Genomic DNA, 16,709 nt, shown 5'->3' with positions numbered 1-16,709 from the left:
AAGAGCCGTCGAGCCGACTGCAGCAGCGGTTGTTGCAGTGCTGTTCGGCACGTCCTCGCAGGTGACAAAGGGTGATCACCTGAGCGCTGTGCGTCGGTTGTGAGATGTTAGGTTACGCCGATGGGGGAGCGGTGGGCTGGTTCGTGGGGATGGCGACAGCCGCCGACACCGTAGGCCGTCGTGGCTGTCATGCCGGCATGGCAGGGGAACGGTCCGTCAGTACAGGCTCGACCGCAAGTGGGGAACGTGGCGCAAGCAGGGTCGCATTCGGCGGCAGGCCAGATGACCGGATACCTCTACCAGTGCGAACTGGCCCTGCTGGAACTTGCCCGGCGCAGCTGGGACGACATCACGGTCGAAGTCCGTATGGAAGTCCTCGACGACATCGAGTTCCTGCGCGAACAGACGGATGATCCACACGAACTTCTGCAGTCCAAGCACCGTGAGAAAGCCGGGCGGTTGAGTGAGACCGGCAAGGACTTCTGGCGTTCCGTCGCCTCGTGGATCGACGCGCTGAGCGCACTGGATCGTCTGTCCGCCGGGAGCATGCCGATGCTGCGGCTGGTCACCACTCAGCTGGCGGCTGACGACACCTTTCTGTACCAGCTTCGCGCCGGCCCCGAGCGCTCCGTGGACGACGCCCTGGCCGGCATGGAACGGGTCGCCCGGGCTGACGATCCCGGCAATACGGCCGTGGACCGCAGGAAGTTCATGGAGCTCACGGCCGCTCAGCGCTACCGGCTGGTCGCCGCCATCGAGATCAACGACGCGTCCCCGCTGATGTCAGACCTCGACTCTAGTCTGGCCCGGATACTGGGGATCAGGCCTGGCCAGCACGCCCGCGCCGTCCTCGAGGACATCAAGGGGTGGTGGTACGGCGTGGCCGTCGAGTTGTTGGACAAGAACCGTGCGCGGGTCTCGGTCACCGCCCAGGAGCTGCAGTGCCGCATGGAGGAGATCACCGACCGATTTGCGGGAAAGAACCTGCCCATCACCGAGACGTTGCGCCGTCTCACTGATGCCGAGATCGCCGCGTACGGGGACGATTTGGTCGTTGCCCAGATGCAGTGGATCGGTCTGAAGAACCGCACCGTCGCCACCCACCTGCGGGACTACCACTACGCCCGCGCTCAGCGCTCCGTATGGCTGCGTACCTTCAAGATCACTGAAGAGGGGCTTGAGGACTACGAGCGGCGCCTGTGGGACGAGTGGGATCACGTTTTCACCCGGCACACCGACGACGTCGAGGACGATACCCCCGCGGCGCAGCGCAAGACCGTCGGCAAGCGTGTCCTGGACGACACCATGGACAAGGCTGCCGACATGCCCGCCCGGCCCGGCAGCACCACCGAAGGCTGGATCGGCCGCGGCACCATGCACAGCCTCGCAGGCCGGGCACAGAACGCCGGTGACGATGAGTCCGTCGGCTGGCACCCCGACTACCCCGACCTGTGCCAAAGCCACAACGAGTCGCAGGGCCAGTGACCATGACCAACCATCGCGTCCCCGAAGCGCAGGCCCTGCTCAACACGGCCTTCGGCGCCTACCTTTTGGCCACCAGCGTCCACGCCGCCACCAAGAAGGCCGACCGCCCCCTGCCCTGGCCCAGCGCCTTCCTCGTCCTGCCGTTCGTGCTGCCTGCCGACACCCGCAAGGACCTGCCCGCCCAGGCTGTCCAGTCCATGGCCGCCTGGCTCACCGAACACCCCCAGCACCAGGCCGCCTTTGCGCAGCGGGCCGCCACACTGACCGAATACACCCGAGCCAGCCTGCGTACCGCCGTCCGCCACCACGCCCTTGAGGTCACAGAGTCAGGGCTGTGCTGCCCCCGTACGCCAAAGGTCGCCTCGGCGGCAGCGAGCGAGGAAGTCGCGGACTGCGCCCGCCGCGCCGGCCTTATCGGCCGCTGGCTTGCCGTCGTCGAGCCCGCCCTTGCCTTCAACCTTCTCGGCGTCCGCCCCTGACCACCTCTCCACAAAGGAGCCCCAGAACCACCATGCAGCTACTCGCCCTGGCCCTCTACCACCGAGACGGCAGGCCCATTCCGAGGGTCGTGCGGTTTCGCCCCGGGGCGCTCAACATCCTCACCGGCGAGTCCGAGACCGGGAAGTCCGAGATCCTCGACATCGTCGACTACTGCCTGGGACGCACTACCCCCAACCTGCCCGACGAGCCCATCGACCAGACCGTGGGCTGGTACGCACTCCTGGTCGCTTTCCGCGACAGTCGTATGCTCCTCGCGAGGCCCCGGCCCGCGGGCTCCTCGACCATCCAGGCCATGATCCGCACCGGCGGCGACACCCTTGACCTGCCCCGCGCCGACGAGCTGGTACCGAACTCGAACGTGGCCGCGCTGCGCAGCCAGGTCAGCGCCCGCCTGGGCATCGAGGATTTCCGTTTCCAGCCCCCCACCGGTGCCGCACGCGCGGCCTTCGACGTCTCCGTCGCGCAGGCGGCCCTGCTGTGCTTCCAGAACCAGAACGAGATCGCCGACAAGAAGGCTCTCTTCCACCGCCAGACCGAGAACGGCATGGCCCAGACCCTCAAGGACACCCTGCCCTACTTCTTGGGAGCTGCCGGCCCCGAACAGGCCCTGCGCCGCTACCACCTGAGTGAAGCCCTGCGGGCCCAGCGCGCCGCTCAGCGCAAGCTCGATGACGCCCACCGCCACCGCGAGGCGGTGGACGCGAGCGGCGTCGTCCTGCTCCGCCTCGCCCAGAGCGAAGGACTCCTGGAGGAAGTCCCGGCAGCCCCCGGCCCCGAAGAGATTCGCAGGCTATTGGAGCGGGCGCTGACCATCACTGTGTCGACCGTGGGCCCGGTAGACCTGAGGGACCAGCGTCAGGGCCTGAGTGACGAACGGCGGGAACTGCGGGGCCAATTGCAGCAGCTCGATGAGGCACTGGCCCTGGTGGATCGCTGGCAAAAGCAGGGCGAGGCCTTCACCGGCGAGCTGCACCTGCAGCTCGGCCGCCTCAAATCCATCAACCTCCTGGGTCCCGAACACGACCACGACACCGCCGTCTGCCCGATGTGTACGCGCCCGCTGGAAGATCCGGACGCATCGGCTGCCGAGATCACCACACTCACCGAGCAGCTTGTGGAAGAACTCGACCAGGCCCAGACCATCCAGCCGATCCGCGACGAGCACCGCAGATCCCTGCAGACCGAGCGGGCCGCTATCGTCGAACGCCTCCATGTCAACGGGGTACAGCTGAGAGAACTCACTGCCAGCGACGAACGCATGCGCGGCCTCCAGGAGCAGCACGTACGCATCGCCCGGATCCAAGGACGGATCGACCAGGCGCTTACCGCTGGCACTGGATCACCTGCCGGTGACATCGGTGAACTGCGCAACAACCTGATCCTTGCCCAGGAGAATGTCACCACCCTCCAGGCAATGATCGACGAGGACGACGTCACCGCCGAGACGGAACGGCGCCTCGCCGACATCGCCACCAACATGACTATCTGGGCCAGGCGCCTGGACCTCGGACAGGCCGCATCGGCGGACGAGGTCGCCATCAGCCTGAGCCAGCTCAACGTCGTCGTGCGACGTCCCCAAGGACGCCTCCCGCTCAACCGCATCGGCAGCGCCAAGAACTGGATCGGCTATCACATGGTCGCCCACCTCGCCCTGCATACCTACTTCCGGCTCCACAACCGGCCCGTCCCCGGCTTCCTCATGTTCGACCAGCCGACCCAGGCCTTCTTCCCCGCGAAGGTCAAGGACGCCACCACCGTCCAGGACGCCGACTGGGCCACCGTCACGGCCTACTTTGAACTCCTCAGGGACGTGGCCGACCTCAACGAAGGCGCACTGCAGATCATCGTGTGCGACCACGCCAACCTCACGGAGGAATCCTGGTTCCAGGACGCCATCGTCGAGAACTGGCGGCCGGAGGAGGGGCATCGCAAGGCACTGATCCCGAACGGCTGGCTCGACTGACAGCTAGCGCCGGATCCATTTGGCGTTCCGCGCAGGGACGGCACGTCATGCCCGGTGTGGTTACGCGGGTTTGGGGTTGATGGCCTTCCCGACGAAGTCACGGATGATGGAGGCGACTTGCGCGGCGGGCACGGTCTGCACCCACCGGTGGTCTGCTCCGTCACTATGACGATGGCAGACGAGTTGGAACTCCACCGAGCCGTCTTCTTGCGTGCAGCCCCACGTGTTGCTGGGTGCCTGCCCGCAGGAGTCATGCGGTTCGAAGGCTGCCACCTTGCGGACGACGTCGGCGTGGTGGTGCGGCGGGAGGGTACGGTCACCGTGGCAGCCGGTGCACTGCAGGAGGTGCTCCACCGCTCTGGGCTGTTCGATGAACCGCGGGCCGCCCTCGGCGTTGTTGCACCGTACGCACAACGGGCCGCGGATAAAGCCATGCGCGTGGCAGTGATCCCAGTACAGGGCACGCCGGGGATCGGAACACATCCAGCACAAGAACGCATCCGCCGGGGAGCGCTTCGCGAAGGCCGCCGCGTATAAGCGGCCTTGCAGGTGGCCCTTGTAGGGCCTGGCGACGGTGGTGCTGCACGACGGACACAGAGTGATGAACCCCTTCGCGCTGGAGGACCGCCACTGCTTCCCTTCGTCCCTGGCACCGCAACCGCTGCAGAGCAGAGTCTGCTGCGCCACCTCGGCCGAGAGGACATCCGTGCGGTCCAACAGGACGGCGTAGCCGCGAGGGACCAGCCACTGAGTTCCGGACCAGGTGAGCAGCGGCAGGGGCCTGGTGCAGGCGATGGTGCGTCGGCTGTAGCGCTCTGAAAGCCGGTCTGCAGTGATCCCGGCGGAGGGCTCCTGCCCGCTGTTTTGCTTGTGCGCCCAGGTTGCCTGGAAGACCCAGTCGCTGACGCGTGATCGCCAGGCATGGCCTTCCCCGTCAGGCATCTGAGAGACATTGACCAGGTCCTCGGGATCGAGCTCGAGCCCAGCGAGTCGCTCGCCCGCCTTGCGGACGTCCCGGTCGTCCAGCCACCAGCGCTGCTTGTGCTTGCGTCCGGGCACAACGACATCGCCGATGAGAACGTACGGGCTGGCCGCGAAGTCGTAGCGAGAGGGCCTGCCGAGATCGCAGGGGACATCGCATCCCTCGGTGGCCTCGCTCAGGAGCCGGCAGGCTTCGCCCGGCGTGATCAGCATGGCGTGGTGGTGGTCGAGGCAGCCAGCTGGGCGGGCGCGGTGGCCTGCGGCCGATGTGTGGTGAAAGCGAGTGTCATGGTGCTTCCTTTGCCTGTTGCGGGGCGGGGCGATGGAGGGACGTGTGATCGCGGCAGGCTGCCGCGGCTACCCCTCAGGAGACGGCATGCGCGCGATACGCGGGCCGTGCGCCGGGAGGGTCACGGGCGCAGTGGCGGCTCTGGGCCGATGTGCAGCGGTATGCCGGGTTCCCATCCGCCGGCCAGAGAGGTGGCTTTGGCTTCCTCGACGGCTGTGCGGTGACCGGTGGTGAGCAGGAAACCGGTGCGGTCGCTGTACTCCAGGGGACGCGTCGCGGGGGCGGGCACCGACCACAGCGTGCTGCTGTCCGTGCTGTCCGTGTGGGTGAGGGAGTTGAGCCACTGCTGCAGGGGGTCGTTGATCGCAGGGTCCTGGCCGGGGCGTCGGCGACGGGTGCGGGTGTGAGCTGTCAGCCAGTCGGACAGCCAGGGTCTGTTGATGCGGCGGCCGAGTTCCTCCAGGAGAAGTCCCGTGGCAGCAGCAGGCCCTGCCGTGGTGGCTCTCGCGCGCAGCCGCTGTTGCCAGCGAGCGTCGCCGATCAGCCGGGCGACCGCGATTGTTTCCGGGTACGGCAGCAGTGCATGCGCCGCGACGGCAGATGCAGTACATCCGGTGAGCGAGGCCAGCCGGTGGGTGCGGTGCTGCCAGATGGCTTCGCCCGTCCACCCCTGTACCTGCCAGGACCACACCACCGCCGCGGCCAGGGCAACGATCTCCTCGGCCTGCGGGTGGGTCCGCGCCAGGGCGGTGTGCCGGCGGTGGGCGGCCAGCACTTCGGGCAGCGTCTGGAGGGGAATGAAGACCGCCTTCCTGCAGTGAGCGAGCAGCCAGCGCCGGTGGCGTAGACAGATGTGATCAGCCGCTGCGGGGTACAGCAGCACCGGTTGCCGGGGCATCCAGGCGAGGGCCGTGCAGGGCGGGCAGGCGGTGATCCACCTGAGGCGGGGCGCGTACCAGGCTGCCCGCGGGACGTCGTCGCCGAGCCGTTCCTCAGCGGGTTCCAGGCTCGGCAGCAGGCTGGTGAGTTGCGTGGGTGCTATCCCGGCGAAGCGGGCGAGAGCTGTCTGCGCGAGGGAGTTGACGAACAGCTCCAGCCCGGCCTTCGGGACCCGGAAGATGCGGACGGGGTGCGGGCCGCTGAGGGCAGCGCGCAGCAGGTCCTGGGGTGGCAGGCCGTAGCTGAGGGCGAGGCGCCGTAGCCAGGAGCTGGTCAGTTCCCGGGCGACGGGGAGCACAGGGGCATGCGTGTATGCAGAGGGGGAGGATTCCATGATCCGAGTCATCGGCGTGAGGGTGAGTAGGGAACAGGGCGTCGGGCATGTCGCGCCCTACCGGGACCCTTGGGCGGGCCTGGTGTTGTCGTTGCGGCTGGCTGGGGCAGGCCTTTCCCGATAGGGGTCAGGCGGTTTTCCGCCCGGGGGCGGCGCGTTGCGCGTTCGTGGCCTGGATGTCGAGCACCACCTGGGACAGCAGCTTCTTGGTGATGGCGTGGCTGCCGTCCTCGAGGGAGCTGATTGCGGCTTCTCGGATGAGAGCGGAGAGGCTGGCCATCACTCCCTGGGTGCGCAGGTGGATGTAGTCGGCGTGGCGCACGAGTGTCCCGGGCCGGTGTCGGCTCAGCCGCAATGCCAGCTCCATGTCGCCCAGCAGCTTGCGCCACATTGCTTTCTGTTCGGCGGTGCCGTTCATCAGCGGGGGAGTGCGCAGCATCTTGAAGCGGGCGGCCAGTTGTGCACCGCGGGGCCCGGTCAGCAGGGGAGATCTCTCCACGTCGACGCCGGCCAGTACGAACGTCGCTGGCACGCGTTCGGCGAGGGTTTTGAGCTGGTCGGAGGTATCGGCGCCAGGCTGTGTCCGGGTGTTGAGCAGGTGCACGTCGTCGATGAACACCAGCCGAGTGCGCCGTTCGTACAGGACGTGGCAAACGGCATCGGTGATGACGGTCTCCGTCATCCGGCTGTGGAGAGGAATGCCAAGAAAACGAGCGAACTGCATGACCAGGCCCTTAGGCGTGTACGAGGGCGGGATGGCTGCGAAGACCACGGGCAGATAGTTCGTGCGGCCGGGGCTGCGGCGCCGCTCGTTGCGTTCGAATTCCCGGCCCAGTTCCATCAGCGTCGTGGACTTTCCGGCCCCGGGGGGCCCAGAAATGATCAGTCCGCGCCGTGCCGTGCCCTGCTGACGGTTGTTGAGCAGGAGTAGCAGCTTCAACTGCTGCAGGGCCTGTTCCATGGAGCCGGTCTTCAGCATCACGAACTCGGAGTGGTACTCCAGTAGCGCCTTGCGGTTCCAGGAGAGGTCGTGCACCGGCGGGGCCGGCCGTCGGGCCTGGCCCGTATATGCCTGCCACAGAGTGCAGTTGGTGATTGGGCTGAGGGCGAGCAGCTCCTTGTCGGCGAAGCCGCCATCGTCCGCGAAGCCGACTACGGCAGCCATGGGTTCTCCTGCGGGTCGGTGTCGGTAAGGAGCAGGGACCCGTCGGCGACCGGGCTGCCGACGGGGGAGGGGCCTTCGTCGTCCTCGTCGGGGATGATCTCTTCGTCGATTTCCGGTGCGGCGTACACACCGGCCAACCCGAACGACAGGGTGGGGGTGCTCAGTACGTCGAGTTCGCTCGCCGGTACGGGGACCGCGCCGCAGGCGCGGGATGTGGCCATCACCCGCCGCTCCGTCCGCGACAGCCCGCCCTTTCCGGAGGCCCGCTTGAGGAAATCGTCCAGTGCCAGGGCGAGTTGCCCCTCGTGCTCCTCGCGCGAGGCGGTCCGCTGGACGGTCGCGCAGATGTGCTGCCAGATGTGATGGGTGAAGGGAAGACTCACCGAAGTGGCGTGAATCCAGGGCACTTCGCGGAACCCGTCGTCCAGCCGAACCCAGATCCGGGACGGGTCGTAGGGGTTGTGGTGCACCTCCCACAGGCCGTCTTTCTTCGACACCGTCCCGTGGCCGTCGTGCAGACACGGGGCGTCGTAGGTGCGGTAGTCGAACCGGATTCCAGCATCGGTGACCGGCTGCCAGCGCACCGGCAGCAGTTCCACGTAGTCCTCTGAGCCTAGTGGGACGGGCACATACCCGGCCACCGGCAGCAACGCCGCCCACATCTGGTTCGGAGTGAGGGGCTTCTTCGGCATCATCGGATGGCGAAGGCCCTCATGCGGACGGTGGTGCCAGTGCACGAGGAATTCGTTGAACAGGTCCTGCAACTCGTGCAGTGTCCACAGCGGTTCCTGCTCCACCGCGGTGCCCCGCTCGGACACATTCGATCCGGTGTGGCCCGGCAGCCACTGGCAGAACAGGGAGTTGATCGAGCCGAAGGTGCGTTCCTCATTGCCCTTGGCCGGCCCGTTGGCCGGCGGCACGGGTTGCACAGAGATCCCCAGACTTTCGCACGCTGCCAGCGTGGCGGGAGAGATGAACACCTTGCCCTGGTCCACCACTACCGTCTTGGGCATGATGACCGGGCGTGCAGCGGCGTCCTTGAGCCGTTCGTCCAGACTCAGCAGCCGCTCGTGGGGGATGACCGAGGAGGCCATCGACAGCGTGGCGGGCCAGCCGGGCCGCATGGTCATCGGCGTCATCATCTGCGCCAGCAAGACCGCCACATCGGTCAGTTTGGTTCCCGGCGGCCGCAGAATGCCCCACAGGCCGCGGATCGCCACGTCCAGGGCCGTGGTCAGCTCCGGCCGCGCCACCACTCCGTCGTCCAGCACACACAAGACATCCAGCGGGGTGCTGTCTGTCATCACCAGCTCACCGGGCCGCAGCGCCACCGTAGGTGTGAACGGCGGTTTCGGGCGTGCGGCCCGGGCACGCCGCTGTGCCACCGTGCCCTCCAGGCCCAGCGCCGCCTCCACGCTGTCCAGGAGCCTGTTGAACGTGGACTGGGGCGGGACTTCCACCGCGCCCGGGCCATGCTGCGCATCCAGTTGCCACTGCACCTCACGGCGCATCCGCTTCTTCCAGCCCCGAGACCGGGAGCGCAGCGCCTCCTTGCCCAGCAGCGTGCGTACCGCCTCGAGCACCTGAGCATCGGCCTGGCTGGGTGGCGCTGCGCTGCGGCGCTTGGGCACCAGGGCCCACACCCCGCCCGCACCGTAGCGGGCACGCCACCTGCGGACCGTGGCACGGCTGACGTTCTCCCAGCCCTGTGCGGTCAGTTCGTCGGCCTTGGCGTGTTCCCGTTGTTCCAGTGTCGTGGCCGCCAGGTCGTACTGAGGCTTCGCCGGGCCTTGCGGGTTCGGTGTGGGGTAACCGGTCTCCACCTCACGGACGTGCCGTTCGATGGCGTAGGCACGCTGCTGCTGGCCTTCGGGCACGGCTGCCAGCAGGCCCGTCTGGGGCACGCGAAGGCGGGGTGGACCGCCGACCACCCCGAAGGAGGGATCGCCCAGCAGCGCAGCCAGGCCGAACACCGCCAGCCCACCAGCCTCCTGGGTCTCGCTGAGCCAGACCCGCGCCTCGGGGGCCAGGCTCGCCTCGATCCCAGCAACGGTCCACTCACGGCCGTCATAGCGCACAGCAGCGCCGATGCCTGGCGCCAGCCGGTTCACCGGTGCTCCTTCGCCGAGGTAGAAGACGCCACGGCGACGACCCGCTCGTGCAGTGGCACCTCCAGCGGTGCACGCAGCAGTCCGCTCCACAGGGCATGAAACACCGCCGGCCACACCGCGATCGGATCACCCAGCGCACGTACTCCCTCGACCAGCGGTGTGGGATGTTGGAAGCGCTCGACAACATGCGCCAACAGCCCGCCCGCACACCGCGGATGCCGGTAGTCGGCGAGCCAGCGCACATTGGCCTCCACAGTCGGCGCCGGCGGCCCGACCAGCCGGTAGTGCCAGCCGACCACACCGACCGCGGTCTCCACCTGCACGGCCCGCCGGGCTAGACGCCGACCGGCCCCGGACCGGCTGGCGCAGTCCATCAGGAGCCCACTGCCATCCGCGAGGCGCGCCATCAGATGCGGGGCGTGCGACACGACCTTCCCGCCCCTGCCCCGCCACAGCAGCTCTACCGGCCGGCAGGCCAGAGCGACCACCTGAGGGTCGCGATCGAGCATCATCACCTGGGTACGCATCGCCCCGAACCCGTACTGCACCATCTGCCCGGACGTCGCCGCCCACCACCATCCCGGCGCGATCCGCCGCCCCCGCAACACCGGGAAATCCCGCACCGGGCGACACTCCTCCAGCGCCAACTCGCCGCCGGCCTGGAGCCAGGGCATCACCCGCTGGACACCGGATGCATCCACAAACCGCGCCTCCATCAGCGCGAGGTCAACCCGAGAGGGACGCAGCGAAGATGCGGCGTGCACCGCTTCCGGCTGCTGCCCGTGCTCCCCCACCAACATTCCAGACATGAAGAGACCACACCTTCTTCGGAGTGAGTGACCGGCCGGAGCTGCTGCCCCACCGCGCGTCAGACCGCTCTGCGCTGGTCAGACGGCTCGATAGCAGCGCGAAGCCTCATCTGCCGTACACCTGAGCGGACCTGAGGACGATCACTGTGGTGGACGTTGCCCCTCGCGGAAAGACTTCTGGCCTCGAACAGCTCGAACGAGCGAGCGCAATCAAGGCGGATCCTTCGCGCCACTCGCACGGGTGTTTCGGCGAAGATCCGCACACGGATATTCGTGCAGGTCAGATGGTCGTACCGGCGAAAAGAATCGTTCGCTCGCCTGTCCTGCCGCCCGATCTGATCGGGCATGCTGCGCAGCGCAGCGATGGATCCGCACCAGCGTCGCCTGCCGACCAGGGGAGAGGGCACGGCGGACGAGTTCGGGGAGGACGTCGCGCGCCACGGTGCCCCTCGCGGCATCGGCACCGGCCCTCCGTACCGCGACACCCGGAAGGGAAACTGATGGACACTTTCTCGGCGATCGATGCCCTCCTGGCCACAGCCATCCCGCTTCCCCCACCGCACAGACGTGCTCACGTCCGTTCTGACCTCCGCCTCACCCCCGGCCAGGTAGCCCGGGTACTTGAGACCGACCCAGCCACCCTGATCGCGTGGGAGAGCGGCACCACCGAACCCGAAGGGCAGGCCCGCACCACCTACGCCTACTTCCTCATCCGAGCGCAGACCGTTGCCGAACTCGTGGCGGCAACCGCTCCTACTCATCCACTCGGCGCGGCCTCACCCGTCGGGCAGAGCAAAGCGGCAGCGGGCCAGCGCATTCCAGCCCCGCGCCGCGGCGCGCTGCGCCCCTCCACAACCGTCCAGGGCCCGATCGCCGAGACTGTCAAGGCGGCGCTCGCCGCACATGGTGACGGGCCCAAAGCCACGGAAGCCCTCGTGGCCGGCGCTGCCTCTGATGCCATGCGGCTGTTCGAGACCTGCCGAGAGGGCGGCAGGTGCGACATCGTCCGAGACCCTCCCCTGCCCGACATGCTCCGTACGTCGCCCCCGGGCGCACCCGACCTGATCTGGGAGGCCCGCGTCGACTGGCAGCACCCCCACCTCACGCAGACACCCGGAACTGTCGCCACCCTCAACATCAGCGGCGCCCGCCTGTCCGCCCTCAAGACCCACCTGCCCATCGGCCAGCTCAAACCCACCGCCCCACACCATGATCCGAAACGCTCCGGCATCTACCGCATCACGCCCGCAACCTGGGAGCACGACACCTACCTGCCCAACCCCTTGGGCACCCGCCATGAACCCGGCCCCGTATGGATCACCGAACCAACCCTGCGGCTGCTGCTGCGCCTGATGCGCCTGGACTTGTGCGCCCCGCCAACCATCCATGAGGCCTATACATCCGGGTCCACCGAGAATCTGCTCGAAAGATTCCGGACCACGCTGCGGGACGCCAGAACCCAAGCCCTCGAAGAGGACGATCACGTCACATTGGCGTACGTGACGGCCATGCACACCAAGTTCGTCGCGGCCATGGGGGAGTTGGCCCACAACACGACACTGCGCCGCCCCGACTGGACGCACATCATCCACTCACAGGCATACGCCACCCTATGGATGAAGGCCTACAAGGCCTACAAGGCAGGTCTGACCTTGGCGCGGGTGCGCGACACCGGCGAACTTCACCTCCAAGGAGACTGGCGGCACGTCTTCGAGGAGGGCACAGACCTGGGCAAGGTCACGCTGAACAGCACCTACCAACCCCACGCGACCTCTGCAGCGAGCGAACAAGGAAAGCACATGTTGTGCATCGATCCGTGCGTCGAAAAGCGACGCTATGAGTATGCAGGCGGGCGGTACGTAGGCTGCCGCACCTGCGGCGGAGACTTGTGCACCGGTTGCAGGACGGTGCACCTCGCTCCATCCGATGTGCCGTACGAGCTCAACGACGACAACCTGTGTCCCGGTTGTCAGCAGGCAAAATGAGCAGCTGGCCCCGGCAGCCCCGCCGTCCTTGACGCCCTGTCACCACCTCCTGCGGCAATGCCCGATCAGATATCTGATGTGAGTCGAGGGGGGCTGACCACAGGATAGGCAGCCAAGGAATTGGGCTGTGCCAACGCCCCTGCGGCGCTTGGTTTATGTCGGACTGTTCGCCAGGCTGTCCCAGTGCGGCGTCTGTGTCGTGATCTCGCTGGCCATGGTCCGAGGCCTCGCCGCCCCCCACACCCCCCTGCGCCATTTCGGCGCAGGTGAGACCGCGGTCCTGCGCGTCGATGCCGCCCGACAGGTAGACGAGGGTGACCGCCAGTGGGCCGCCTTCTCCTCGGCCCTGGAGGATCTCCCCAGGGCGCTGCGCGACTGATGCTGACAGCACGACAAGGGGCACGACCTCGACAGCGTGGCCACTTCACGGCTCTGCCGTGTTGGAGCTCCAGCAACACGGCAGCTGGGCTTTTGACTCTCCATCAGCCTCCCGCTAATGTGCATGCCTAATCAGATATCTAATTTGGCATGCAAGGGAGGGGGGTGGGGGTGCTGTTGACCACGGGGCAGGCTGCGCAGGAACTCGGCTGTGCCGTCACGACCTTCCGCCGCCTGGTCCATGCCGGACTGCTGCTGGGTCTGTCGCGGCGTGGCGTGCGCGTGATGGTTCCGCTCGCGACTGTCCAGGCCCTTACGGCACGTCAGCTCGCCCCGCTGGAGCGGCTGAAGGCCCCCGAGGTCGCGGTACTGCGCGTCGATGCCGCCCAGCAGGTCGACGAGGACGACCGCCGGTGGATCGGCTTTTCCACGGCCCTGGGGCCGGATGATCTCCTTCGGGCGTTGCGCGGCTGGTGGCGTTGTGACGCGCCGAGTGTCGCGGCCGGGGGAGTGCTGCCGGTAACCGTGTCCGGCTACGTGGTCGCCGTACTCACCGGCCTGGAGACGTGGGAGAAGAACGAACACGGCCGCCACGCCTTCCCGAAGGCGCGGCTGGCCGGCTACGTCACCGATCTCGCCGCCCCGGCCATGGAATTGACCGGAACCACCCCGGCCGACCGGCAACTCGCGCGCCTGCTGCTGGGCACCCGCCTGCCCTCCCACGCCGGCGGTCCGATCGCCTACGTCACCACCCGCCCCACCGGCTGAAGCACCCCAAGGCTCAAGGAAGTCGTGATGGACGCACAGAGCTACACCGCCGCTCTCGCCGACCTGCGTGCGGTGCGCGACGACATCAAGAAGGCCCAGGCCGCCCTGGCCAAGCTGGAGGCTGCGCGGGACAAGCAGATCACGGCGCTGGCCGGGTATGAGAAGGCGAAGGCCGAGCGGATCGCGCCCGCCGCCGGGCTGAGTCTGGCCGAGGTCGTCGCTCTCGCTCCCGCTCTGGCCCCCGCTTCCCTCACCGCCCCCGCCGATCAGGCGCCCGCCTCGGCAACTGCCCAGTCTCCTGTGGCAGCCCCAGCCGCCTCGGGCAGCGACGGAAGCGACGCAGCGGCCGTGCCGTCTGCCTCACCGGTCGAGGACACCCCGGACGCAGTGCCCCATCAGGCGGCCAGTCCGCCGGCACCGCCCGCCGCTGCCGCGGTGCAGGACCTGGTGCCACCGGCGGCCCTCGGCGCGCCGCGGACCTTGCCGTCCATTGCCGAAGGAGCGGCGGGGGACGGCTGGTTCACGCATACCGCGAACCTCGTCTCGCAGCGCCCCAACTTCACCCAGCAGGCCCGCTCCACCGTCTTCCTGGACACCACCACCGGCGTCCTGGTCCACCGCAACCAGCGCACCCGCCTGGAGTTGAAGACCGGAGCGGTCGGCGAGATCCTCACTGCCGTCGCCCACACCGTCCCCGACGGGGTGGAGCGCATCTACATCACCGCCGGGGACCCCTGGCATCACGACGCGGAGCGCTACCCCTATCTGCGCGATGCGGTCGCCGCCTGGCTGAACGCCCCTGCCGAGGGCTGGCGTACTGACACCGGCCGCGGCAAGGACAAGATGGCCGGACACTTCGTCCACCCCCGCAACCCCGTCGGCCGCTACCAGAGCAACGACGGCCACGCGCATGTGGAGATCCGCTCGGTGGGGGAGTGGTTCGACGCCGACGGCGCCGACCCCGCCACCGTCCGCGACGCCTTCGTGCTGCTGTGGAAGGCACTGCGCCAGCACTTCGACGACGCCGTCATCATGGGCTCGCCCTCCCAGACCGGCCGCGACCTGTGGACCCGCACCATCCCCGCCCGCGGACAGCACGCCGAGGGCTACCCGGTGCTCTCCGAGGAACTGCGCGGCCTGCTGCACGCCACCGCCGGCCAGGGCCGCACCGAACTGATCACCCCGCCCCGCGTCCCGGAACAACTTCCCCAACTCGTCGAGTACGACCGCACCTTCGCCTACGCCAAGCACACCTGGAAATCCCCTGTCGGCACGCCGCGCCGCATCACCGCCGCCGCCTTCGCCGCCCTCAGCGAGAAGGAACAGACCAAGGCGCTCTTCGGCTGCGGCCACTGGCACGTACGGGTCACCGTCCCCGACACCTGGAACCACGTCGGCCTCCTGCCCGCCCCCGCCCCCGGCGAGCGCGCCTGGCACTACCCGGCGACGCCGGGCACCACCTTCACCACCTGGGCCGGCGGCCCCGAAATCCACACCGCCCTGGCCAACCCCCTCACCCCGTGGAAGGTCGACATCCTCGAGGGCATCCTGTTCGACGACGGCAAACCCCTGGACGACTGGTCCAAGAAACTCAAAGAAGCCTGGACCAACCTCACCGCCCAGTCCCGCATCCACGGCGACCCGCAGCAGGCCACTGCCGCCCACCTCGCCGCCCGCGCGGTGCGCGCCATCCTCCTGTACGGCATCGGCTCCTTCGCCCAGCGCCCCCGCATGGTCACCGGCACCACCCCCCGCCACCTCGAACGCGACGTGCCCGCAGACGCCGAAATCATCGGCTTCGACAACGAGTTGATCACCTGGCAGCGGCCCACCGGCTTCACCCGCGACCCCAACGCCCACCCCGAATGGGCCGCCGCCATCTGGTCCGCCGCCCGCGCCGCCCTGCTCACCCAGCGCCACCGCGAGGACGACACCTACGCCGGCGCCCTGCACACCCAACCCGGCAGCGTCATCGCCTTCCGCACCGACGCCCTCTACCTCACCCAGCCCCAGACCTGGCCCTGCCACCAACAGCCCGGCGACTACCTCTACAAGGGCCACCTCACCGGACCCATCCCCGCCCCCACCACCGAAGAAGACCTCCTGGCCCTGCGCGATGCCGGACGCGCCGCCCTGGCCTCCACCAGTCAGGGGACCTGATGCCCCGCCGCACCACCCCGCCCGCCCCGGGGCAGTTGAACGAGGCCGCCCAGCTCGCCGACCGACTCCAGGCCGTCGGCTACAACCGACGCGACATCGCCCGCATCATCAACCGCGACGCCTCCCTGGTCTCGCAGTTCTACACCAAGAACAAAGGCGCAGCCTTCGTCACCGCCCTGCGCGAAGTCCTTGACGCCGTCACCACCGCAGGGATCATCGAGGTGCCCGAACTCGCAGCCCTGGCTGCCCGCCACATCACCCGCCGAACCACCCGCTCCGGCACCCAGGCCCGTGTCCGCCACAAGGCCGTCCTGATCACCCCCACCGGCACCGGCACCGGTCGCGTCGGCGCTCAGGCGATCGCCTCCGGCTCCGCCCGCCTGCGCCCTCTGATCGCCGAAGCCGCCCGCCAAGGCCTGCGCTTGGCTTTCACCGTGCGCCTGGGCAAGACCGGCTACCTGCACCCCTCCGGCAGCCGCACCGACTCACCCGGCATCCGCCGCGACGTCATCCAACGCGCCGACCACACCGAGGAACGCTCCTACGGATCAGCGGCAACCGGCGGATTCGACGCCGCCGACTTCGCCCGCCGCGTTGATGCCGCAGGCGGAGACGTCACTGCCGCCGTGCACCAGTGGCTGGTTGAAACGAGCCGCATCCACCCCCACGCTCACATCACCCACCTCGAAGTCCGCACCTGGCGCCCGCGCTGAACTGGCCAAGCCGGAATGGTGACTTGCGTCCGTGCCGAGTGAATTCGCGGGCCACCCCGTCAAATACTCGAACGAAATATCGAATTCCCTGACTGGGGAACCTCTTCCGGGCTGGCGGCTTTAGTCGC

General features: G+C 68.3%; 13 protein-coding genes. 8 read left to right on the top strand and 5 right to left on the bottom strand.

The annotated features are described in order from the left end of the window. Positions 1-282 precede the first annotated feature (282 nt). From OG430_RS00210 to OG430_RS00200, 3 genes are read left to right on the top strand one after another with little or no spacing between them, the layout of a single operon-like run. Positions 283-1,485 carry an ABC-three component system protein gene (locus OG430_RS00210; RefSeq protein WP_327350294.1) on the top strand — a complete coding sequence of 401 codons (1,203 nt, stop codon included), beginning with the start codon at positions 283-285 and terminating at the stop codon, positions 1,483-1,485. Between the two features lie 2 nt (positions 1,486-1,487). Beyond that, positions 1,488-1,964, top strand: coding sequence for a three component ABC system middle component (locus tag OG430_RS00205; RefSeq protein WP_327350293.1), 477 nt, complete (start codon positions 1,488-1,490; stop codon positions 1,962-1,964). 32 nt (positions 1,965-1,996) lie between these two features. Next, entirely contained in the window at positions 1,997-3,949 is a 1,953-nt protein-coding gene (locus OG430_RS00200) for a DUF3732 domain-containing protein (protein WP_327350292.1), read from the top strand. 60 nt (positions 3,950-4,009) lie between these two features. Here the strand turns inward: OG430_RS00200 and OG430_RS00195 are convergent, their stop codons facing one another. From OG430_RS00195 to OG430_RS00175, 5 genes are all read right to left on the bottom strand, one after another. Continuing rightward, complete coding sequence (locus OG430_RS00195; protein ID WP_327350291.1) at positions 4,010-5,143, bottom strand: endonuclease domain-containing protein; 1,134 nt, start codon at positions 5,141-5,143, stop codon at positions 4,010-4,012. 197 nt (positions 5,144-5,340) lie between these two features. Next, positions 5,341-6,456, bottom strand: coding sequence for a TniQ family protein (locus OG430_RS00190; protein ID WP_327350290.1), 1,116 nt, complete (start codon positions 6,454-6,456; stop codon positions 5,341-5,343). Between the two features lie 163 nt (positions 6,457-6,619). Further along, a complete protein-coding gene (locus tag OG430_RS00185; RefSeq protein WP_327350289.1) occupies positions 6,620-7,657 on the bottom strand; it encodes an ATP-binding protein in 1,038 nt (345 codons plus the stop codon). Further along, a complete protein-coding gene (locus OG430_RS00180; protein WP_327350288.1) occupies positions 7,645-9,768 on the bottom strand; it encodes a transposase in 2,124 nt (707 codons plus the stop codon). The genes OG430_RS00185 and OG430_RS00180 overlap by 13 nt, the downstream gene beginning before the upstream one ends. Further along, positions 9,765-10,577: a TnsA-like heteromeric transposase endonuclease subunit gene (locus OG430_RS00175; RefSeq protein ID WP_327350287.1), complete on the bottom strand. Its 813-nt coding sequence runs from the start codon at positions 10,575-10,577 to the stop codon at positions 9,765-9,767. The genes OG430_RS00180 and OG430_RS00175 overlap by 4 nt, the downstream gene beginning before the upstream one ends. A gap of 500 nt (positions 10,578-11,077) precedes the next feature. Between OG430_RS00175 and OG430_RS00170 the strand changes: the two genes are divergently transcribed. The 5 genes from OG430_RS00170 (at position 11,078) to OG430_RS00150 (ending at position 16,581) form a co-directional block, all read left to right on the top strand. Next, positions 11,078-12,562: a transcriptional regulator gene (locus OG430_RS00170; RefSeq protein ID WP_327350286.1), complete on the top strand. Its 1,485-nt coding sequence runs from the start codon at positions 11,078-11,080 to the stop codon at positions 12,560-12,562. Positions 12,563-12,710: 148 nt separating this feature from the next. After that, the gene (locus OG430_RS00165; RefSeq protein ID WP_327350285.1) at positions 12,711-12,941 is read left to right on the top strand and encodes a hypothetical protein; all 231 of its coding nucleotides are present in this window, start codon (positions 12,711-12,713) and stop codon (positions 12,939-12,941) included. A gap of 170 nt (positions 12,942-13,111) precedes the next feature. Next, positions 13,112-13,708 (top strand): helix-turn-helix domain-containing protein, encoded by a 597-nt coding sequence (locus OG430_RS00160; RefSeq protein WP_327350284.1) that lies wholly within the window; start codon positions 13,112-13,114, stop codon positions 13,706-13,708. A 27-nt stretch (positions 13,709-13,735) separates the two neighbouring features. Further along, a complete protein-coding gene (locus tag OG430_RS00155) occupies positions 13,736-15,868 on the top strand; it encodes a coiled-coil domain-containing protein (RefSeq protein ID WP_327350283.1) in 2,133 nt (710 codons plus the stop codon). Next, positions 15,868-16,581 (top strand): helix-turn-helix domain containing protein, encoded by a 714-nt coding sequence (locus OG430_RS00150; protein WP_327350282.1) that lies wholly within the window; start codon positions 15,868-15,870, stop codon positions 16,579-16,581. The genes OG430_RS00155 and OG430_RS00150 overlap by 1 nt, the downstream gene beginning before the upstream one ends. Positions 16,582-16,709 lie beyond the last annotated feature (128 nt).

Origin of the sequence: Streptomyces sp. NBC_01304 (genome assembly GCF_035975855.1) — a bacterium.
In the GTDB taxonomy this organism is placed as follows: domain Bacteria; phylum Actinomycetota; class Actinomycetes; order Streptomycetales; family Streptomycetaceae; genus Streptomyces.
Note: the sequence above shows the minus strand (reverse complement) of the source record. Positions and strands in the feature narration are given on the sequence as shown.